Source organism: Burkholderia sp. GbtcB21 (assembly GCF_019091065.1).
GTDB classification, from domain to species: domain Bacteria; phylum Pseudomonadota; class Gammaproteobacteria; order Burkholderiales; family Burkholderiaceae; genus Burkholderia; species Burkholderia pyrrocinia_C.
This window is the reverse complement of sequence record NZ_JAGXKA010000007.1, coordinates 103,612-125,251: the sequence shown is the minus strand read 5'-3', so window position 1 is coordinate 125,251 and position 21,640 is coordinate 103,612. Positions and strand designations below refer to the sequence as shown.

Annotated in this window: 17 protein-coding genes; 4 read left to right on the top strand and 13 right to left on the bottom strand. The window is 67.5% G+C overall.

What is annotated here, in order from left to right; genetic code table 11:
* Positions 1–446 precede the first annotated feature (446 nt).
* A complete protein-coding gene (locus tag KVT39_RS17980; protein WP_034185209.1) occupies positions 447–1,364 on the bottom strand; it encodes a metal-dependent hydrolase in 918 nt (305 codons plus the stop codon).
* A 581-nt stretch (positions 1,365–1,945) separates the two neighbouring features.
* On the opposite strand from KVT39_RS17980, the gene KVT39_RS17975 reads away from it, so the two are divergent.
* Entirely contained in the window at positions 1,946–2,287 is a 342-nt protein-coding gene (locus KVT39_RS17975) for an FKBP-type peptidyl-prolyl cis-trans isomerase (RefSeq protein WP_006479474.1), read from the top strand.
* 25 nt (positions 2,288–2,312) lie between these two features.
* Positions 2,313–3,086, top strand: a complete 774-nt coding sequence (locus KVT39_RS17970; protein ID WP_217589902.1) for an AraC family transcriptional regulator — start codon at positions 2,313–2,315, stop codon at positions 3,084–3,086.
* A gap of 140 nt (positions 3,087–3,226) precedes the next feature.
* Here the strand turns inward: KVT39_RS17970 and KVT39_RS17965 are convergent, their stop codons facing one another.
* Positions 3,227–3,697 (bottom strand): helix-turn-helix domain-containing protein, encoded by a 471-nt coding sequence (locus tag KVT39_RS17965; protein ID WP_072439364.1) that lies wholly within the window; start codon positions 3,695–3,697, stop codon positions 3,227–3,229.
* 153 nt (positions 3,698–3,850) lie between these two features.
* Between KVT39_RS17965 and KVT39_RS17960 the strand changes: the two genes are divergently transcribed.
* Positions 3,851–5,092: an MFS transporter gene (locus tag KVT39_RS17960; protein WP_217589901.1), complete on the top strand. Its 1,242-nt coding sequence runs from the start codon at positions 3,851–3,853 to the stop codon at positions 5,090–5,092.
* Positions 5,093–5,222: 130 nt separating this feature from the next.
* Here KVT39_RS17960 and KVT39_RS17955 read toward each other — a convergent pair whose 3' ends face one another.
* From KVT39_RS17955 to KVT39_RS17910, 10 genes are all read right to left on the bottom strand, one after another.
* Positions 5,223–6,389 (bottom strand): glycosyltransferase family 4 protein, encoded by a 1,167-nt coding sequence (locus tag KVT39_RS17955; protein ID WP_034185161.1) that lies wholly within the window; start codon positions 6,387–6,389, stop codon positions 5,223–5,225.
* Positions 6,389–7,573 (bottom strand): glycosyltransferase family 4 protein, encoded by a 1,185-nt coding sequence (locus KVT39_RS17950; protein WP_034185160.1) that lies wholly within the window; start codon positions 7,571–7,573, stop codon positions 6,389–6,391. The genes KVT39_RS17955 and KVT39_RS17950 overlap by 1 nt, the downstream gene beginning before the upstream one ends.
* Positions 7,570–9,036: an O-antigen ligase gene (locus tag KVT39_RS17945; RefSeq protein ID WP_034185159.1), complete on the bottom strand. Its 1,467-nt coding sequence runs from the start codon at positions 9,034–9,036 to the stop codon at positions 7,570–7,572. Before KVT39_RS17945 ends, KVT39_RS17950 begins: the two co-directional genes overlap by 4 nt.
* 10 nt (positions 9,037–9,046) lie before the next feature.
* A complete protein-coding gene (locus KVT39_RS17940) occupies positions 9,047–10,183 on the bottom strand; it encodes a glycosyltransferase family 4 protein (RefSeq protein WP_034185158.1) in 1,137 nt (378 codons plus the stop codon).
* Between the two features lie 43 nt (positions 10,184–10,226).
* Positions 10,227–11,186 (bottom strand): glycosyltransferase family 2 protein, encoded by a 960-nt coding sequence (locus KVT39_RS17935; protein WP_034185157.1) that lies wholly within the window; start codon positions 11,184–11,186, stop codon positions 10,227–10,229.
* 62 nt (positions 11,187–11,248) lie between these two features.
* On the bottom strand, positions 11,249–13,474 hold the full coding sequence (locus KVT39_RS17930) for a polysaccharide biosynthesis tyrosine autokinase (protein ID WP_034185156.1): 2,226 nt from the start codon (positions 13,472–13,474) through the stop codon (positions 11,249–11,251).
* Positions 13,475–13,524: 50 nt separating this feature from the next.
* A complete protein-coding gene (locus KVT39_RS17925) occupies positions 13,525–14,703 on the bottom strand; it encodes a polysaccharide biosynthesis/export family protein (protein ID WP_034185155.1) in 1,179 nt (392 codons plus the stop codon).
* Complete coding sequence (locus KVT39_RS17920; RefSeq protein WP_034185154.1) at positions 14,697–15,140, bottom strand: low molecular weight protein-tyrosine-phosphatase; 444 nt, start codon at positions 15,138–15,140, stop codon at positions 14,697–14,699. Before KVT39_RS17920 ends, KVT39_RS17925 begins: the two co-directional genes overlap by 7 nt.
* A 40-nt stretch (positions 15,141–15,180) precedes the next feature.
* Positions 15,181–16,593 (bottom strand): UDP-glucose/GDP-mannose dehydrogenase family protein, encoded by a 1,413-nt coding sequence (locus tag KVT39_RS17915; RefSeq protein ID WP_034185153.1) that lies wholly within the window; start codon positions 16,591–16,593, stop codon positions 15,181–15,183.
* Positions 16,594–16,658: 65 nt separating this feature from the next.
* Complete coding sequence (locus KVT39_RS17910; protein WP_034185208.1) at positions 16,659–18,032, bottom strand: undecaprenyl-phosphate glucose phosphotransferase; 1,374 nt, start codon at positions 18,030–18,032, stop codon at positions 16,659–16,661.
* Positions 18,033–18,460: 428 nt separating this feature from the next.
* Between KVT39_RS17910 and KVT39_RS17905 the strand changes: the two genes are divergently transcribed.
* The gene (locus KVT39_RS17905) at positions 18,461–19,987 is read left to right on the top strand and encodes a mannose-1-phosphate guanylyltransferase/mannose-6-phosphate isomerase (RefSeq protein ID WP_217589900.1); all 1,527 of its coding nucleotides are present in this window, start codon (positions 18,461–18,463) and stop codon (positions 19,985–19,987) included.
* Between the two features lie 124 nt (positions 19,988–20,111).
* Here KVT39_RS17905 and KVT39_RS17900 read toward each other — a convergent pair whose 3' ends face one another.
* A complete protein-coding gene (locus KVT39_RS17900; protein WP_217589899.1) occupies positions 20,112–21,056 on the bottom strand; it encodes a DUF6566 family protein in 945 nt (314 codons plus the stop codon).
* Positions 21,057–21,640 lie beyond the last annotated feature (584 nt).

Here is a 21,640-nt window from a genome sequence, read left to right as displayed (position 1 = left end):
ATCGTGCGCCGGCTCGCCGACGCATACGACGGACCACGATCGAACTGACATATTGGCCGCATTTCCGTCCGAATAAAATCCCCCTGCGCATGAATCGTGCATGAGGTTGAGGTTGTCATGAACGGTATATCGACGCGGCCGGCCTGCGGCTAGATGGGTGTTATCCCGGTGGCGGGCGCCGCGCAAACCCGGAACGGGCGGGCGCGCTGTGCGCAAAGCCGCGCCGGTGCTGGCGCGCGGCGTTCGCGTACGATGCGGCGCACGCAGAATCGGCACGCCGTCGGGGGTGTGCGCGGCCGGTCGACCGGACAGCCGGATGCCCGCGCAACCGGTTCCGGTTGATTTCGGTTAATCGTCGGAGGAAGCCGGCATGATGCAGGAACGCAACATGCGCGGCCCGACGCCGTTCATGGCAGCGCGACGGCTTGTGTCAGAAACGGATGGTGTCAGCGGCCCGATGCGACCGGCGCCAGCGCGTTCGCGCGGCCGCGGCCGGCCGGCGTGCCGCCGTGTTCGCCGTAGGTGGCGACGAGCGCGTCGACCCGCGCGAGATGGTGATGGTTGTCGTGATCCCACGGATGGAAGCCCGGCCGGAAAAAGCTCAGCCACTCGCCCGCGATGCGCGGGAACAGCCCGCGGCGCGGCCCGTACAGGAACGCGATCGTCCGCAGCATCCCGCGCACGTGATGTCCGGCGCCGCGATCGCGCCACAGCAGCGTCGCGTGCATCAGGAACACGGCCGGCCAGAACGTCAGCGTCGTCAGCAGATATACGCCGATGCGGATCAGGTAACGCCGCAGCCCCGGCTTCATCACGGCATTCCACACGTCGAACGACACGGCCTTGTGCTCGGTTTCCTCGAGCGCGTGCCATATCCACATCTGCCGGTAGCCTTCGACCGAGCCTTCGAGGCGCGTCGGGTCGCGCAGCAGCCATTCGGCGAGCATCGCCGTGTAGTGCTCCGCCGCGACCGTATGCGCGAGCTGCACCGAATGCGGCAGCTTGCGCTTCATATAGCCGAGCACCGCCCACACGCGCTTGTCGAGCTTGCGCGCGGGCAAGCGGTTCGCCTGCATCAGTTCGTTGTATTCGACGTGCTCGCGCGTATGCATCGCTTCCTGGCCAATGAAGCCGAGCACCTGCTGCTTCAGTACCGGATCGTCGATCCGGTCGCGGTAATTGCGCACCGAGTCCATGAAAAAGCGCTCGCCGGCCGGAAACAGCAGCGACAGCGCGTTGAAGAAATGGGTCACGTGCGACCCGAGGCCATGCCAGTCCTTCGCGCGTTCGACCGGCAGATCGAAGCGCAGGTCGCGGCGCACTGGCATGATCCCGGCTGCGGTAGCGGAAGCGGCTGACTTCATGTTCATCGTTCTCCTGTTCCGGAGCGGCCCGGCGCGTCGTCCGACGCGGCCGGCGCAGGCCCCGGCGGCACATCGCGCACCGCCAAAATCTTGACATCGACAGATGTAAAGATAGGCCGCCCGCGCCGACGCACGCAAGCCGCGCGGTAGATGCCCGCTTCCAAACAGCGCACGGTCGGAAAGGCGGGAAAAACGACGTTCGAACAGCGCTCGGGCGGGCCGCGATTCGAACGCGCACGCTGTCCTGCGAACGAGACGAGGCGGTCGATGCTGTGACTCGCCATCTGCCCGAACGCCCCGCGCGACGGGCGTTTCGACGTATCCGGCGGCGGCGTGCAGCATATGGAATACCGCCCCGGTAGCACCGATTCATACGCGCGGCGCACTCGCACGGTGCAACCTCGGTCGCGCGGCCCGTGAAAAATTCAAACGCGCGTTCCATTCGCATTTTCGGCGATCGCGGACGCGGCGCCTCGCAGCCGTCCGCGACACGCGTGCCGGCGGGTGAAAGCCACGTGCGACGGCCCGCTGCGGGCTCGCCTACAATAGCGGTCTTACGCAACCCTCTTTCAGGAGTAGTCATGTCTGTCATCACGACCGAATCGGGCCTCAAATACGAAGACCTGACCGAAGGCACCGGCGCGGAAGCACAAGCCGGCAAGACCGTCAGCGTCCACTACACGGGCTGGCTGACCGACGGTCAGAAATTCGATTCGAGCAAGGACCGCAACGACCCGTTCGCGTTCGTGCTCGGCGGCGGCATGGTCATCAAGGGCTGGGACGAAGGCGTGCAGGGCATGAAGGTCGGCGGCGTGCGTCGCCTGACGATCCCGCCGCAACTCGGCTACGGCCCGCGCGGCGCAGGCGGCGTGATTCCGCCGAATGCGACGCTCGTGTTCGAAGTCGAACTGCTCGACGTCTGACGACGCACCCGGCCGTTTCCTTCCGATGGAACGCATCGCCTCCCCCGCCATCGCGCTGCGCCGCTACGACACGTGCGAAGCGTCGGACGTGCACGACTTCCACCAGGTCGTGCTCGGCGTCGATGGCGCGATGGTGATGGCGGTGGACGGGATCGGCCGGCGCATCGACCGGCACGCGGCGTGGCTGATTCCGGCCGGCGCGCGCCACGACTATGCGGGCCTCGGCGACAATCGCCAGCTCGTGATCGACCTGCCCGCGGCATCGCTCGCGGTGCCGCAGCGGTTGTTCGACCGCGCACGCGCCGTGTCGATCGATCCGGCCCTGACGTCGCTCGTCGCGCAGGTCGCGGCGGCCGCCGCGCAACTCGATGCGCCGGCCGGCAACGCACGGCAGGCAGCCGCGCACCGTTTCCAGTGGCAGGCCGCCGCGCGCCTGTGCGGCGCGCTCATCGACGATGCCGGCATCGCCGCGCCCGCGTCGGGCCTCGATTTCGCGCGCATCGACCGCTGGCTGCGCGCGCGGCTCGCCGAGCCGCTGCGCATCGCCGATCTCGCCGCGCATTGCGGCTACGGGATGCGCCGGTTTCATCAACTGTTCGTCGACGCGTTCGGCGAAACGCCGCATCGCTATTTGCAGCGGCTGCGGCTCGACGCGGCGGTCGTGCTGCTCGCCGACGGCCGGCATCCGCTCGTCGACATCGCGGGCATGGTCGGCTTCGCGGATCAAAGCACGTTCACGCATGCGTTCACGAAGCGCTTCGGCGTTGCGCCGGGACGCTGGCGCGGCGAGCGGCATTGAGCGAATCCGTCTCCCTGAGCTGAGCACGCGTCGATCCACGTAGCCGCACGGTTCGGCAAACCGCGTTCGAGCCGGTCCGGCCGCAACCTTCGTCGCCCCCGCTTCGTTTCCGCTCGCAACTGCGCTATAGCGCGGCGCGCTCACCGCCGCGTCGCGCCCGCTTCGTCGCCGACCTTCCTCACGACCGTCTCGGCCGCCTTCACGGGCCGGCCGTCGTCGTGCCGCAGCGCGAGCTTGCGGATCGCGCGCCCCGTATTGCGGTCGACCAGCACCGAATGCGGCTCGCCGCGCGCGAACAGGTTCGCCTCGCCCCACTGCCGCAGCATCACGATGACCGGAAACAGCCCCTCGCCCTTTTTGGTCAGCGCGTATTCCTGATACGCGGTGCCGTCCGACGCCGGCACGACGTCGAACACGCCGGCGTCCACCAGCATCCTGAGCCGGTCGGACAGGATGTTGCTCGCGACACCGAGGCTCGCGCGGAAATCGCCGAAGCGGCGCACGCCGTCGAACGCATCGCGCACGATCAGCAACGCCCAGCGATCGCCGACGATATCGGTCGCCCGCGCCACCGGGCACGGCGAATCCGCAAGACTTTTCTGCCTGGCCATGTTCCTCTCCGCAGTCGTGCCGGCCGCCTTCACGGCAGCGCCGGCCATCCGTGCGCGGGCCCGTCGCCCACCGCACAACAGGTTGCATTTTAAAACTACTTTTCCTACACTCACACCAGTTTCAAATTGCAACTACTTTGCGTGAGGAAACCGATGGCGTCTTCCTGTCATTCAAGCACCGTTGCGTCGAATGCTGCGAATGCATCGAACACGGCGCATCCGGCCGGCGACGGCCGCCTGTCCGCGGCCCGCGTCTCGCTGCTGGCCGTCTGCTGCGCGGCGAGCGTCGCGAACGTCTACTACGCGCAGCCGCTGCTCGATTCGATCGCGCGGGATTTCGGCGTGTCGCAAGCCGCGGTCGGCGGCGTCATCACCGCCACGCAGCTCGGCTGCGCGCTCGCGCTGCTGTTCGTCGTGCCGCTCGGCGATCTGCTGAACCGCAAGCGGCTGATCGCCGTGCAGCTTCTGCTGCTGACGGCGGCCTGCATCGGCGTGGCGGCAGCATCGACGCGCGTCGCGCTGCTGGCGGGGATGGTCGCGGTCGGACTGCTCGGCACCGCGATGACGCAAGGGCTGATCGCGTGCTCGGCCGCGCTCGCGGGCGCCGGCGAACGCGGGCGCGTGGTGGGCGCCGCGCAGGGCGGCGTCGTGATCGGGCTGCTGGCCGCACGCTCGGTGGCCGGCGTCGTCACCGATGTCGCCGGCTGGCGCGCGGTCTATCTCGTCTCGGGTGCGCTCGCGATCGCGATGCTCGCCGTGCTGTCGCGGCTGTTGCCCGACACGAACGGGCCGCGCGAACGCATCGGTTACGCGGCGCTGCTGCGATCGATGGTGTCGCTGCTTCGCGACGAACGCGTGCTGCGCGCGCGCGGCGCGATCGCGCTGCTGATGTTCGCGGCGTTCAGCATCTTCTGGAGCGCGCTGGTGCTGCCGCTGAGCGCACCGCCGCATTCGATGTCGCATACGCAGATCGGCGCGTTCGGCCTCGTCGGCGCACTGGGTGCGGCGGCCGCCACGCGCGCGGGCCGGCTTGCCGATCGCGGGCGCGGCGAAGCGACGACCGGCGCCGCGCTCGCGCTGCTCGCGTGCTCGTGGCTGCCGCTCGCGTTCGGCAATACGTCGATTGCGCTGCTGATCGTCGGCATCGTGTTGCTCGACGTCGGCGGGCAGGCCGTCCACGTCGTCAACCAGAGCATGATTCTCGGCACGCGGCCCGACGCGCATGCACGGCTCGTCGGCTGCTACATGCTGTTCTACTCGGCCGGCAGCGGGCTCGGCGCGATTGCGTCGACGATGATGTATGCGCGCGCCGGATGGACGGGCGTCTGCGCGCTCGGCGCGGTCGTCAGCGTGGCCGCGCTCGGTGTGTGGGCCGCGACGCTCAGGCGCGCGTGACGCATGCCGGCGATGTGGATCGGGAGGGGAAAGCGGGCGCGCCCGTAGCGGGCGGCCGGTGCGCGAACCGGCCGCGCATGCGCGCCGGTTCGATCTTCGGTTCGGCACGCACGGTGCGCGCCGCGGGCGTTCAGCCTGCCGCCCGGATCGCCTCTTCGTACACGCCGGCGACGCGCCGCGCGATCACCGCGTTGTCGAAATGATCGCGTGCATAGCGCTTGCACGCGGCCTCGTCGGGCAGCGCGATCGCACCCGACAGCGCGCCGCCGAGCCCTTCCGCGATCGCGTCCGCGCCGGTCGACGGCAGCACGAGATCGTTGGACAGCCCCGCCACCGCCTCCGGCAGCCCGCCGACCGGTGTGACCAGCACGGGCGTGCCGGACGCGAGCGATTCGACGGTGATCAGCCCGAAGCCTTCGAGCGCGACCGTCGGCACGACGCTGACCGTCGCCGCGCGGTACAGCGCCGCGAGATGATGGTCGGGCACGAAGCCGAGCAGCTTCACGTTGTCCTGCAGCCCCGCCGCGTCGATGCGCTGCTGCAGTTCCTCGCCGATCTTGCCCTTGCCGGCGATCAGCAGCAGCACGTCCGGATGACGGTGCTTGACGAGGCCGATCGCGTCGATCAGGTCCTCCAGCCCCATGCGCCGCACGAGCCGGCGCACGGCCAGCACGATCGGCCGGTCCTGCGGCAGTTGCAGCTTGTGCCGCGCCTCGGCGGGTGTGAGCGGCGTGTCGAACTGCGCGGTATCGACGCAGCCGGGAATCACGCGCACACGCGACGGCTCGATCCCGTAGCGATTCGTCAGGATCTGGCCGAACGCCTGCGACAGCACGATCAGCCGCGACGAGCGCGTATAGACGGCCTGCTCGAGATAGCGCTTCGCGCGCTGCCCGAGCGTCGCGGCACCCTCGACCTGGCTTTCGTCGGCCCACGGCCCCTGGAAATGCGACACCTGCGGAATCCCGCGCGTCACGTCGAGGCCCGGGAACGTGTACAGCGCGAAGTGCGACGAAATCACGTCCGGCCGCTCGCTGCGGATCTCCTCGCGCAGCGCGCGCCGCGCGGCGAGCATCCGGCGCGCGAGCGTCTGCGACGCGGGACCGAAGCCCTGGATCGCGCCGCCCGTGTCGTCGGCGACCTTCGGCGAGCCCGCGACGAGCCCGCGCACCTCCACGCCCGCGCCCGGCAGCGCGCCGACGAGCGAGTAGTACATCCGGTCGAGGCCGCCCGCACGTTCGGGGAACCAGTGCATGCCGATCTGCAACGATTTAATCGGCCGGGAAGATTGGGACATCACGATTGCTCCTGCGTGACTGCATGCTCGACCCGCTCGAACGCGGACGGCTGCGTGGGTTGGCCGATGCGCCGGTAGAGCGCGACGTACTGGGCACCCATGTGCGCCCAGCCGAAACGGGTCATCAGTTCGCGGGCCGCGTCGCCCATCGCGCGGCAGGTGTCGCGCGACGCCGCGAGCGAACCGATCGCCTGCGCGAGCGCGGCCGGATCGTCCGGATCCTCCAGCACGATCCCGCATTCGCGCGTGATGATTTCCGCGCCGCCCGCGGTGCGCGCGGTGACGACCGGCAGTCCGGCCGCCATCGCCTCGAGCAGCGACAGGCTCATCGCTTCGTAGCGCGACGGAAACACATACGCGTCGACCGAGCCCATCAGCGTCGGCATGTTTTTCACGAGGCCGAGGAAATGCACGCGCGAATCGATTCCGAGCGCGCGCGCTTCTTCCGGGTACGGGCTGCCGGGCAGATAGCCGGCCACCGCCAGATGGACGTTCGCCGGCAGCTTCGTCAGCGCCTTCAGTACGGTGCCGAGATTCTTGCGCGGCGTGCGCAGGTCGCCGACGAACAGCAGCAGGAACGCGTCGTCCGGCAGCTTGAACGCCGCGCGGTCGGCCTGCGCACCCGCGAATGCACTGCCGTCGACGCCGTTGTAGATCACGCTGATCTTGCGGCTGTCGATGCCGAGCGCGGCGATCTCGTCGGCCACCTTCTGCGACACCGCGGTGATCGCACGCGAACGCCGGTATGCCCAGCGCTCGAGCGCGGTGTTCACGCGCGTATAGACATACTGGTAAGCCGACCAGACTCCCTTCGTGAGCCCGAACGGATAGTACGGGCTCCTGAACCAGCCGCCGTGCACGAAGTGCGCGGTATTCACGTCGGCCTTGATCCACGAGATGAAGCCGTTCACGTGCAGCACGTCGTACTCGCTGCGATGCGCGCGCAGCCACCACGCGCTCTTCAGCGCGAACACCTGCTGCTTGACGAGATTGGACGGCCAGAAGCGCCCGACCTTCACCGGCACCCAGCGCACGCGCGGGTCGGCCAGCAGCTCGGGCGCGACGTGCGACGCGACCAGCGTGACTTCGTAGTTCTCGGCCAGCGCCGCGCGCGCGATTTCGTAATTGACGCGGCCCTGCCCGTCGTTATGTCGCACGACATGCGTGACGATCGCGATTCTCAAAGGTCGCCTCCCCGTGAACGCGCGGCGGCCAGCAGGCGTTGCGCCTTCTGCCAGTGCGCCGCGGCAAGTATCGAAAAAATGGCTGTAAACATCAGCAGGCCGCCCGTGCCGATCAGCGAGTTGGTGAACACGAGCATCGCGAACGTCGACAGGCACAGGCTCAGGCACGCGCCGACGAACTTGTCCTTGCGCAGCTTGAACGCCGCGCGCAGCGTGCGGCCGAACAGCATCACGACGCCGGCGAGATACAGCAGCGTGCCGGGCCAGCCGAGCACGAACGGCACGTTCATCACGCCGCTGTCGAAGCTGCCGTACTTGCCGAGCTCGCCGCTGTCGCTCGACAGCTTCGTCGATGCGCCCGTCGCGCCCATCCCCTCACCGGCGACGTCGGTAAACGCCGTCTGCGCGAAGGTTGCGTAGAACTTGTTGCGGTCGTCGTAGCTGCGGTCGTCCTTCAGGTTCACGATCGACTGCAGACGCTGGCCGAGACGATCGGCCACCGGTCCGACGGTCAGCAGCGGCACGCATAACCCGACCAGCACGACGCCGCTGATGAGGATCCGCATCCGCACGCGGTTGTTCGACTGCGCGAGCTGGATCGCGAGCGCGATCACCCAGCCGCCCCACGTCGAACGCACGAGACACAGCGCGAACGACACGAAACCGGCCGCACCCGCGAACCAGCGGATCTTCTGCGGCGCCGCGAGCACGAACACCAGCGCGCCCATCATCGCGAATGCGAACGGCCCCGACGAGTTCATCGTGCTGAATACCCGCACGCCGTACGGCACCGGCTCGCCCTGCGAACCCATGTCCGAGCCGATCATCCACAACACGTCCCACTGCGGCATCACGAAGTACTGCACGACGCCGTACACGCCCATCACGAGCATGCCCCACATGAACGTGGACAACAGCACGTCGCGGTACTCGGGATAGTCGCGCGCGTTGACCATGATGTGAAAGCCGATCAGCACCGGGTACACCCAGTTCGCGAGGTCGTAGGTCGCGGCCATCACGCCGCTCGACACGATCCCGACGAGATATGCGTATGCGAGCCCGAACAGCATCAGCAGCACCGGAATCCCGCGCCGCTGCGCGAGCACGCGGTAATGCCGGATCAGCCCGAAGCCGGCGATCATCGTCACCGCGAGCGGCGCGACCTGGATCAGGCTGGTCGGCGTGAACGCGCCCTTCGACCAGTCGGCGAGCCGCCGCACTTCCGGGCTCAGGAACCACACCCACCACATGAAGCCGACATAGCGCGCCGGGCTCTTGAAATACAGCCAGATGCCGACCGCGATCGCCAGCACCGGAAACGCGAGTGTCAGCACCTTGCCCTGGTGCGCGGCGATCAGCACGGCGGTGAACGACCACAGCCCGGCCTGCCCGGCCCAGTGCTTCGGCTCGGCAAACCAGCTGCGGTTGCGCGATGGTGCGCGTTCGGCGGCAATCGTACTCATCGATCCGCTCTCACCGCGACGACGGACGCGAATCCGCAAGCGGCATCGCCAGGCCCGCGGCGGCCGGCGTGCGGCGCCGTCGCAGCAGGTCGCGCGTGATCCGCACGTGCTGCTCGGCGAACGCCTGCGTGGTCAGGTCGCGCTCGCGCAGGCACGCGGCGGCAGCCCGCGCGCAGCCGAGCGCCGCGACCGGATCGGCGACGAAGCGATCGGCGGCCTGGCGCATCGCCTGCGCGTCGAACGCCGGCACATAGGCGGCCGTATCGTGCGGAAAGTAGTCGCTGAGGCCGCCGACGTCGGACACGATCATCGGCTTGCCGACGGCCGCCGCCTCGAGCATCACGGTGATGCCCGACGCGTGGAAGTTCGGCCGCAGCGGCACGACGATCACGTCGGCCCACGCGTACAGCTCGTGCTGCTTCGCGAGCCCCGACGCCGAGCCGATCTTCACGTTCGGCGCATGCCACTCGCGCGGCACGCGGCGCCGCGTCGCGAGCCGTACGTCGTAGCGCTCGTCGCCGCCGAACGCCGCGAGGAACGTGCGCCAGTCGCGGTCGCGGTCGTTGCCGATCGCCGCGATCCGCAGCGGCCGGTTCGGTTGCCACTGCTGCGGCTCGGTGAGCGGGAAATCCTGCGTGTTCAGCCCGTAATAGACGAACTCGGCATCGCGCCCGAGGTAGCGGCGGCACAGGTCGGCGTTGTCGCGGGCGAGCGTAGTCAGCGCGTCGGCGCGCGCGAGCAGCTTGCGGTACAGCCAGCGGCGCGCGCCGCCGAAACTGCCCCACTTGTCGAACAGCCACACGCTCTGCGCGAGCAGCAGCGGGCGCTTGCCCTGCGCGCCGGCGAGCTTCAGGATCAGCGAAGCGGCGAGGTGCTCCTGCTCGGTATGCGTCCAGATCACGTCGGTGTTCAGCAGCGCGGCGCGGTTGCGCCATGCATGCACGACGTCGAAGCCGAGCGCCGCCTTCAGCGCGCGGCGCGCGAGGCTGGCGATACGGCCCTCGCCGCCGTCCTGCGAATAGGTCAGCCGGAATTCGTCGGATTCGGCGTGGTGATAACCGTACAGGCAGCCGATGTTCTCGCCTTTCCGGTAGGTACGCGGATCGGCGCCGTAAAACAGGTGGACGTGGACTTTCGTTGCGGTCATTCGAGCCCTCCGGGGGTGGCCGCGCGCGATGCGCGCAGCCCGTTCAAGACGTCACCGGCGGCATCGCCGCACGGTGGGGGGCAAGGTTCGCGCGGCGTGCATCGCGCGCGCCGCGGCGCACCGCGCGCCAGTGCTCGCGGATCCGGCTGCGCTGCGCCGTATGCACCGACAGCAGCACGTGTGCGAAACCCGGATAGACGCGCGTACCGACCAGCGTCCACCACCACCACGCAATCTCGCGCCGAAGCGGCGGCAGATGCTCGCGCAGGATCAGATGCAGGTTGTACGCGCCGTTGCTGATCGCATTCAGCGACGCGGCATCGCGCCGGTCGTCGTCGAAGCGCTCGGCCGGGAAATGATCGACCGCGATCGCCGGGTCGTAGACGAGCTTCCAGCCGTCGCGCTGCACGCGCATGCTGAACGCCATGTCGTTGTGCACCTGCGCACCGGCGCCGCGCAGCCGCGTGTCGAACCGCAGCCGTTCGATCGCGGCGCGGCGGTAGCTCATGTTCGCGCCCTTCAACATGTCGACTTCGCGCGCGCCGCCGACGCCGAGATGATGATTGCCGACGATCTTGCCGGACAGCGTGAGCTGGCCGACGAGTTCGCGCGATTCGTCGAGCACGCGGCCTTTCTCGTGCACCCAGTCGCGCCCGCCGACCGCGCCCACGCGCGGATCGGCCTGGAAGGCCGACTCGACGCGCGCCAGCCAGTCGGGGTGCGGCGCCGCATCGTCGTCGGTGATCGCGACGATGTCGCCGTTCGCCGAGTCGAGCCCCTTGTTCAGCGCGGCGACCTGCCCCGGCACGTCGACCGGCACGATGCGCAGCGGCAGCGCGCCGCCGACCGCCGGATCGGCGAGCCGTTCGTGCGTGGCGTCGTCCTCCGGGCGCGCGACGACGATCACCTCGTCGGGCAGCCGCTGCTGCCGCTGCAGCGCCAGCAGGCAGCGCGCGAGGTCGGCCGGGCGCCGGTAGGTCGGGACGAGCACGGAAATTTTCATCGATGGTTCTCCAGTCGGCCGGGCTGGCGCGCTGCGCGCCGGCCCGGTTTCGCGCACTGCACTCAGGCGCTCAGGTATTCGTGCACGGCCGCGTAGCCGCGGCCGTAGCCGCGCGCCTTCGGCGGCACGCCGTTGAAGATCCCGCCTTCCAGATCGACGCCCGCGGTGCGCAGGCGCTTGATCGCGTCGGCGATCTCGCCTTCGGTGTGCATGCCCGAGCGCAGCACGAGGAACGTCGAGCCGGCCATGCGGCCGATGATGGTCGCGTCGGTCACCGCCAGCACCGGCGGCGAATCGATCAGCACGACGTCGTAGCGCTTGCTGAGCCCTTCGAGGTATTGCGGCAGGCGCGTCGACATCAGCAGTTCCGACGGGTTCGGCGGACGCGTGCCGGCCGCGATGAACGACAGGCCCTGCACCGGCGTCTCGCGCACGGCATCCTCGAGCGGCGACTGGTCACTCAGCAGTTCCGACAGGCCCGGCTGCGCGGTGAGGCCGAAGTAGCGGTCGAGCAGGCCGCGACGCATGTCGGCGTCGATCAGCAGCACCCGCTTGCCCGAATGCGCGAGCAGCACCGCGAGGTTGACCGTCAGGAAACTCTTGCCGATGCCGGGCGTCGGGCCCGTCAGCACGATCACGCGATTCTTCGCGTCCATCATCGCGAACTGCATCGCGGTGCGCAGGCTGCGCAGGCTCTCGACGCTGAGATCCTTCGGACGCAGGCTCGCGAGGATCGGCCGCGCGCGGCCGCCGCCCTTCTCCGCCGCGGCGTCGAGCTTCACCTGCTCGGCGCTTTGCGGCACCAGCCCGTACAACGGCAGGTTGAACGCACGCTCGATGCGATCGGGATCCTCGATGCCCTGGAACAGGTTGCGGCGCAGGAACACGATGCCCGTGCCGAGGATCATCCCCAGGAACACGGCGGCCGACAGGATCAGCACCTTCTTCGGCTTGACCGGATCGCCCGGGCGCAGCGCCGAATCGACGAGGTGGATGTTGCCGCCCGTGCCGGCCTTCTGCACCGACAGCTCCTGCACGCGGTTCAGCAGCAGCACGTAGATGTCCTCGGCGACCTTCGCGTCGCGCTGGAGCTGGACGGCCTTCACTTCGGTCGCCGGCAGGCTGCGGAAGCGGTTGCTGAACTTGTCCTTCTCGCCCTGCAGCTCCGAGAGCTGCTGCTTCGCGGCGATCACCATCGGGTGCGAATCGGTGAAGCGCTGCGCGAGCGACGCGAGCTGCAGGCGCTGCGCGGCGATCTGCTGCTCGTACTGCACGCTGCCCTCGAGGTAGACCTTCGCCTCTTCGCTCGCGTTGATCGAGCCCGACGTGCGCTGGTACTGCGTCAGCGCGGCTTCCGCGTGTTCGAGGTCGGCCTTCAGGCGCGGTTCCTCGCCCTTCAGGAAGTCGAGCATCTTGGTCGCTTCGGCCTGCTTCGCGACCACGTGCTGGTTCAGGTACGACTGCGCGAGCGCGTTCGCGATCGCGGCGGTCTGATCCGGGTCCTTGCCTTCGAGCGAGATCTGCACGACGCCCGTCTGCTTGCCCTGCTCGCTCACCTGGATGCCGGCCTGGAAGCCGCCGATCGCGTCGAGATCGTTGTAGCGGACCACCGTGAACTGCGTGCCGGGGCGCGCGACGAGCTTCTTCACGAGCAGCGTCACGCCGCCGCCCTGCGCCGATTCGCCGACCTGGCCCGACAGCAGCCGGGTGCCGTTCTGGTCGACGATCGAATAGGTGTCGTTCGGACCGGCCGTCAGCGTCAGCTTCTTGCCTTCGAGCGCGGGCACGACGCTGATCGAATCGACGTCGGCGACTTCACCGCCCCATGCATACGATTTCAGGCCGAGCCACGGCCGCGCCGGCGTGCCCGGCGTCGCGACGCGCGCGGCGAGGCTGCCGATCACCGGCAGCGTCTTCGGCACGACCGAGAAGTTCAGCTTGAACTGCTCGACGACCGGTGCGACGACGCCGCGGCTCTTGATGATCTCGATTTCCGCATCGGTCTGCGCCTGCTGCGGACCGCTGTTGATCGTCGCGCCGGTCTGCGTCTGCGTGAGCGCCTGCGACGTGTTGTCGTTGCTCTCGACCCGGACGTGCACGTCGGCCTGATACACCGGCTTCGCGATGTAGCAGTAAAGGCCGGCGAGCGCGACGACCGTCACCGCGATGCCGAGCAGCAGCCAGATGTCGTCCATGATCACCTGGAGCAACTGGCCGAGGACGACGTCCTCTTCCTCGGTCTTCACGGACAGATCCGCGTAGGAGTGTTTCGCTTGCGTGTTCACCATTCGTTCCCGCTTGAGTGGTGCCGGGGCGGAGGCGCCGCCCCGGCGGGCTATCAGCGCGTGATTTGCCGCATGTAGAAGATCGTCTGGATCGTCGGCAGCACCTGCTGCAGCACCCGGTTGAACTGCACCGAGCTGGCCGTGCTGACGTAGACCACATCGAGCGGCTGAAGCGGGAAGCGGCTCGACAGCATCAACGCATCGGGCTGCGTCATGTCGAGGCGGAACACTTCAGGCTTCGTCGGGTTGTCGCGCATTCCGCGCATCACGTAGATCTTGCGCGGGTTCGCATCGGTGTCGAGGATGCCGCCGCCCGCCGTCAGCGCGTCGGCGATGGTCAGCCTGCCCTTGAGCATCGGCACCGTGACCGGCGTCTTGACCTCGCCCATGATGAACACGCGGCTGTCGCTGCGATCCGGCACGTTGACGATGTCGCCCTGCTGCAGCATCACGTTCTGCCGCACTTCGCCGCGATCGAGCACGCCGTTCGCGTCGAGCGTATACAGCTTGCCGTCACGCGTCAGGCGCACCCGCTGCAGGTCGGCCTCGTTGGTCGAGCCGCCCGAGCGCGAAATCGCGTCGACCAGCGTCAGCGGCACGTCGCTCATCGCGAGCGGGCCCGGCGTCTTCACCTCGCCCGTCACCTGCACCTTCTGGCTGCGGTACGACAGCACGCGCACGTCGAGCTGCGGGTTCTTCACGTAGCGTGCGAGACGCGTGGCCAGCTCGTCGCGGGTCTGCGCGATCGTCTTGCCCGCCACGTGGATGCGGCCGACGAACGGGAAGAAGATCGTGCCGTCGGCGGCCACCGTCTGGCCGTAAGGATCGGCCTGGCCCGGCAGCGACGACGAATAGGGCTGCTGCAGCGCGCCCGCGATCGTCTGCGTCGTGTTGCCGCCGCTCGAGAACGACTGGCCCTGCGGCGTCGTCAGCTCGGGGTGGTCCCAGACGGTGACGCCGAGGATGTCCTGCGCGCCGATGCGGTACACGTACTGCGACGCATCGGTATAGCGTCCCGGCGGCAGCGGATGGTCGACCTGCTGCTTCTGCAACTGGTCCATCACCACTTTGGCGTCGATGTAATGAACCGGATAGGTCTCGGCCGCTTGCTGGCGGCCTTCGTCCTTCAGGTTCGACGAGTCGAGGTAGTTGCCGGGCGCGGTTGCACAGGCTGACAGGAAAGTCGTCAGCGCGACGGCAAGCGCCACCGGGCGCATCGGGCGTTTCAGCATAGTTTCTGTAGCCATCCTTGAACCAGACGTTCGATCTGCGAGTAGCTCTCGCGGTATTCGGCCTCGGGGCCGCCGTGCGGATCGGCAATCTCGGCCCCTTCCCACTTGCCGAGCAGGTGGACCTTGCCGCGCGCGAACGGATCGACCGATTCGACGGCCGCGATCTGTCCGCGCTCGCTGACGAGAATCAGGTCGGCGTCGCGCACGATCCGGCGCGACAGCCGCCGCGAGCGGTGGGTCGTCGCATCGACGCCGCGCTCCGCGAGCAACTGCCGCATCACCGGATCGATGCCGTCGCCGTCGTTCGCATGAACGCCGGCCGAGTGAAACGTCGCGCGCGGGCCGCCGCGCGACGCGGCGTGCGACTTGAACAGCAGTTCCGCCGCCGGGCTGCGGCAGACGTTCGCGTGGCAGACGATCAGGATGTTCCGGAACATGGCGTCTCGTAACGGGTGTAACGGGTGACGGGAAACAGGGTTACGCGCTCGCGCGCGCGGCGCCCGGCACGCGGGCGGCGACGGCCTGGCGCGAGCCCGGCCGGCCGATCGGGTGGTATTCGATGCCCTGCTCGCTCATCGTCTCCGGCTCGTACAGGTTGCGGCCGTCGAAGATCACCGGCGTCTTCCACAGGCGGCCGAGCGCGACGAAGTCGGGGCTCTTGAACGCCTTCCATTCGGTGACGATCACGAGCGCATCGGCGTCGCGCGCGGCCTGCGCCTCGTCGTCGACGAAGCTCAGGCGCTCGAGCCAGCTCGGGTGATCGGCGAGATCGAGCGCGATCACGCGGCGCGCTTCCTGCTGCGCGACCGGGTCGTACGCGGCGATGCGCGCGCCGCGCGACAGCAGCTCGGCGATCAGCTCGCGGCTCGGCGCCTCGCGCATGTCGTCGGTGTTCGGCTTGAATGCCAGGCCCCAGATCGCGAACGTGCGGCCCGTCAGGTCCTCGCCGAAGCGCGCGACGATCTTGTCGGCCAGCACGCGCTTTTGCGTCGCGTTGACCGACGACACGGCCTTCAGGATCTGCAGCGATTGCCCGTGCTCGTCGGCCGTGCGGATCAGCGCCTCGACGTCCTTCGGGAAGCACGAGCCGCCGTAGCCGCAGCCGGCGTACAGGAAGTGATAGCCGATGCGCGGATCGGAGCCGATCCCGCGGCGCACGGCCTCGATGTCCGCGCCGAAGCGGTCGGCGAGGTTCGCCAGCTCGTTCATGAACGAGATGCGCGTCGCAAGCATCGCGTTCGCCGCGTATTTCGTGAACTCGGCCGAGCGCACGTCCATGTACAGCGTGCGCTCGTGGTTGCGGTTGAACGGCGCGTACAGCTTCTTCATCAGCTCGCGGGCGCGCTCGCCCGGCACGTCGTCGTCGCAGCCGATCACGATGCGGTCCGGCCGCGTGAAATCGTCGACCGCCGCGCCTTCCTTCAGGAATTCCGGATTCGACACGACCGAGAACATCTGGTCGCCGCCGCGCTTCGCGAGCTCCTCGGCGACCGCCGCGCGCACGCGCTCGGCCGTGCCGACCGGCACCGTCGACTTGTCGACGATCACCTTGAAGCCCGTCATGTAGCGGCCGATGTTGCGCGCCGCCGCGAGCACGTATTGCAGGTCGGCCGAGCCGTCCTCGTCGGGCGGCGTGCCGACCGCGATGAACTGCACGTCGCCGTGCGCGACCGCGGCCTCGATGTCGGTCGAGAAACGCAGGCGGCCGGCCGAGCGGTTGCGCGCGATGACTTCCTTGAGGCCCGGCTCGTGGATCGGCACGCCGCCGTTGTTCAGGATGTCGATCTTCGCCTGGTCGACGTCGAGACAGAACACGTCGTGCCCGATGTCGGCGAGGCATGCGCCGGTGACAAGACCTACGTAACCGCTGCCGATGATAGTCAGATTCATGATGTGTCGACCTCTTGACCAATGATTCGAAATTCGTAAAACCGGAATGCCCGCGGGGCACTGTGTCAGTACGCGTTGCTGCCGGTGAAGCCTTTCCACAGCGTCAGCGCGACGATCTTGATGTCGAGCCAGAACGACCAGTTCTGCATGTAGTACAGATCGAGCTTCACGCGTCCCATCATCTTCTCGATCTGGTCGGTCTCGCCGCGAAAGCCGTTGATCTGCGCCCACCCGGTGATGCCGGGCTTGATCCGGTAGCGGAACATGTAGCCCTTGACCAGATCCTTGTAGATGTCGTCGTGCGCGAGCGCATGCGGGCGCGGGCCGACGACCGACATCTCGCCCTTCAGCACGTTGATGAACTGCGGCAGCTCGTCGAGGCTGGTGCGGCGCAGGAACCGGCCGACCGGCGTCACGCGCGTGTCGTTCTTGGTCGCCTGCGTCACCGTGCCCGCCGCTTCCTGGTGCACCTTCATCGAGCGGAACTTATAGATCTCGAACTCGTGCCCGTCGATGCCCTTGCGTTTCTGGCGGAAGAACACCGGCCCGCGCGACGTCAGCTTGATCAGGCCCGCGATCAGCAGCATCACCGGCGCGAGCGCCGTGAGCGCCGCCAGCGCGAACAGCCGGTCGAACACGAACTTCGGCAGGATCCGCACGTCGGTGATCGGCGACGCCGCGAGGTTGATCGCCGGCACGCCGAGCACCTCGACCACTTCCTGGTTGAAGAACGACAGCGTGCGCACGTCCGGAATGAAACGGATGTTCACGAAGTCGTGGCGGAACACCGTCACGATCTGGTGAATCCTCGGTTCCTCCGAGATCGGCAGCGTGAGCCACAGCTCGCGGATCGCGCGGCTGCGCACCAGCCACACCAGCGATTCGAACTGCCGCTCGATGCGCACGTCGTCGAGCGCGACATCGCCCGGCGCTTCGCTTTCGTCGTACACGCATACCGGGTTGAAGCCCGCTTCCGGCCGCGCCCGCATCTGCGCGATCAGCCGCCGCGCCGCCGGCGTACCGCCGACGATCGCGACCGCCTTCAGGTTGTAGCCGCCGCGGCGCAGTTGCCGCAGCACGACGTGCACGCAGGCCTTCGAGCCGGCGAGCAGCGTCATCGTCACGAGCGCCCAGTAACCGAGCCACAGCCGCGACAGGTCGCCCGACTGGTGAAAACTGAAGCTCATCAGGATGCCCGCGAGCTCGACCACGAGCCACGCGAACGCGACGCGCCCCATCAGCCCGACGAGACGCTTGCCTCGCCACGACTGGTAGATGCCGATGGCCGGAAAGAACACCACGACCAGCAGGCAGTCGAACAGCACCGTCGTGCGCTGCAGGTCGTTGAGCCAGATGCTGCCGTCGTGCAGCGCAGCGGCGATCAGCGCCCCTGCCACGACCATCGCGATATCGATGACTCTCGCCAGCACGCTCAACATGTCTGCTTCCTCTTTGAACAGGCGTTTGCCGAACAACTCCTCGTGCAGCCCGTGCCGCACATTCGATTCAAACGTTGCATGACGCTATTGAAGCGACAAGAAAATCGCCCCTCAAGCGCACAAGTATTTCGAAAAATAATCGGAAATTCTTGCCGCGAACTTTTTGATTTAATTCGGCACGTTTTCCCGAATCGATCGGGAATCGGGAGATTTTCGGAAACTTTGCGTTCGCCGCGAGCCCTTTGCCGGCACGGGAAGGCCAACAATGCCCGGAATTATTTTTTATTTTTTTATTTGCATCCGATGCGATCGCGGAAAATTTTTCCAGATGAATGCCCGGCGAATATCAGCCAATCGGTCCGGTTTTATTGTCGATTTACTTCATGCTACAACGGCAGGCACTGACTTCAACCGTGGAGAGTGTCACCATGAATGCTCCGGCCGTGGCCGCCGAAACGCGCCAATCTTCTTCCGCCGCCCCCGCCGCCGGCACGCGCCTCGCGGTGCAGCCGGTGATTCTTGCCGGCGGTTCCGGCACACGCCTGTGGCCGATGTCGCGCGAACGGTTTCCGAAACAGCTGATCGGCCTGCTCGGCGAGCATTCGCTGCTGCAGTCGACCGCGCTGCGCCTCGACGGCCTGACGGCCGACCACCCGCTGAACGACGACGTGCTGATCGTGTGCGGCGAGGATCACCGCTTCACGACCGCCGAACAACTGCGCCTGACGGCCAAGCCCGCGACGATCATGCTCGAGCCGCTCGGCCGCGACACCGCGCCTGCGCTGACGCTCGCCGCGCTGCGGCTCGTCGCCGACGGCAACGATGCGGTGATGACCGTGATGCCGGCCGACCATGCGGTCGCCGACCTGCCGCGCTTTCACGCAGCCGTCGCGGCCGGCGTGCACTGCGCGGCGCAAGGCAGGATCGCGACGATGGGCATCGTGCCCACGCACGCGGAAACCGGCTACGGCTACATCCGCGTCGGCGCGCCGCTCGGCGACGCCGCGACGGGCAACCTCGACGTGCGCCGCCTCGACCGTTTCGTCGAGAAGCCGCACCTCGAACTCGCTCAGCAGTACGTCGCATCCGGCGAGTACTGGTGGAACAGCGGGATCTTCATCGTTCGCGCGTCGGTGTGGCTGAAGGCGATCCGCCAGCTCGAACCGGCGATCTACGCGGCCTGCGAACAGGCCGTCGCACATGGCAAGGCCGATGGCGACTTCTTCCGCGTCGATCGCGACGCGTTCGCCGCATCGCCGTCGAACTCGATCGACTACGCAGTGATGGAGCCGCTCGCGAGCCTGCCGCAACTGTGCGAGAGCGTCGTCGTACCGCTCGACGCGGGCTGGTCGGACGTCGGCTCGTGGGACGCGATCTGGCAGATCTCGCAGAAGGACGAGGCCAAGAACGTCGGCCGCGGCCACGTGCTGTTCGAAGGCGCCGAATCGACCTTCGCGCATTCGGAAAGCCGGCTCGTCGCGTGCGTCGGCACGCAGAACCTCGTCGTCGTCGAAACGCCCGACGCCGTGCTCGTCGCGGACAAGTCGCGCGTGCAGGACGTGAAGAAGATCGTCGGCCGCATCAAGGCGCAACAAGGCGCGGAAGCCACCGATCACCGCAAGGTGCATCGCCCGTGGGGCCACTACGACTCGGTCGACATGGGCGAGCGCTTCCAGGTGAAACGCATCGTCGTGAAACCGGGTGCGCGACTGTCGCTGCAGATGCACCACCACCGCGCCGAACACTGGATCGTCGTGCGCGGCACCGCGCGCATCACGCGCGGCGACGAAACGTTCCTGCTGTCCGAAAACGAATCGACGTACATCCCGCTCGGCGTATCGCACCGCCTGGAGAACCCGGGCAAGATGCCGCTCGAGCTGATCGAAGTGCAGTCGGGCGCGTATCTCGGCGAGGACGACATCGTCCGCTTCGACGATACCTACGGCCGGCAGTGACGCAACAAGCACCGGGGGCTCCGCTTCGACAGCGGAGCCCCCGGGTGCGGCAGGCAGGGAAAGACGAGGCTTCCGCGCGGGCGTCGTGGCACACGACGGCCCGCGCGTTGCATTGGAACGGCGCTCAACCTACGCGGTACGCGTATTCGCGGCGCTCCGACTGCACGGGATCGTTGCGGCTTTCCGACAGCGCACCCGCGTGACGCTCGGCGATGAAGCGCTTGATGTCCGACTCCGCGCGCGCCAGCGCGGACAAACCGGCCAGCACCTCGCTTTGCGGCGCGCGCGCCGGCTCGTGGCTCGCACCGTGGCGATCGATCCACTGGCGCGCCCAGTCGAGCGCAAACTGCTCGGCTTCCTCGGCATCGGTGAAACGCGGACCGATGAGGCCCGAGCGCTCGACGCGCCGGTCGTCCTGCGAGATCTCGGCCCACGCGCGATACATCAGGTTCTGCACGGGCTGCGCGATGCCGCAGATCGTATAGCCGCGATACTCGTCGACTTGCGGTTCGGCCGCGGCGAAGCTCGCCGACGACGCACGCGCATGGCGCAGTTCCGCGGCCGGCGTACCGGGTACCACGAACGACGTGCGGGCCGGATGATCGGCCACTGCGTCGTCCTGCATCGCGCTCAGCGACGCGCCTTCGCCCTCCCAAACGTTTGCCTGCGCGACCGGCAATTGCCACGACTCGGGGTTTTGCCAGAACACGCCGCGCAAGCGATCGTTGTCGGGCGCGGGTTCCGCGCGACGCGCAGGCACGACCGGCACCGGCGGCGGCGGAATATACGCGAACGTGCGCCCGCTGAACTGGGTCAGCACGTCGATCATCTGCAACAGCGTGCCGCTCGCGAGCCACTCCTCGTAGCGACGACGGCACGTCGGCCCGGACGGATAACGACCGGGCAGCTTGGACCAGGCTTCACCGGTCGTCAGAATCCAGAGCACCGCGTTGGCAACGACGCGCGGTTCGGCTCGTGGACGCCCACGACGATTCAGCCGGATGGGTTCATCGGCGATCAGCGTTGAAAGACGAAACCACTCTTCATCGTTAAGCTCATCGAAGAACATAGTAGATCTCTCCACGCAGCCAGGCCGGGCTGCGATTGGCGGCGCCGTCGCGACACATCGCGTCGCGGGGCGGCCAGGTTGCACATTATGCTTATCGGTGTTGTGCACGCCGGCCGACACCGCACTTTCACGGTGCCGGAATTCCCGGCAATGGCGCACAAATCACGGTCTCACTCCAATGTGGGAATTTTTGTGCACGAAGCATACCATCCCTAGGGTTTATCTCAATATGACAATGACTTAATGTTACGCACTGAAACAACCTGCCATGGATACGCAATCCATTTACGCTTGAATTTTTTTGCGAGATCTTTATGCCCGGTGCTGAAAAGGCCCGTCTGGCGGGGCTCTGCAAGGTATGAAGAATGGCCGCCAATGGGCCTTCCCGGGCTGTTCAGACCCTTGCCTGCAACAATCGCCGGAATTGCCGACTAAAATCGGTAAATCAGGGAAAATTTCGTAACAAGATATTCACGAATCGGTAAATCATTCAATTTCCGTTCAGCTGAATTATCTCCGTGCACAATCTCTTTATTGTTTCTCTGCGAGTGATGAAAGCACGGTGACGCGGAGTGCACATTGTT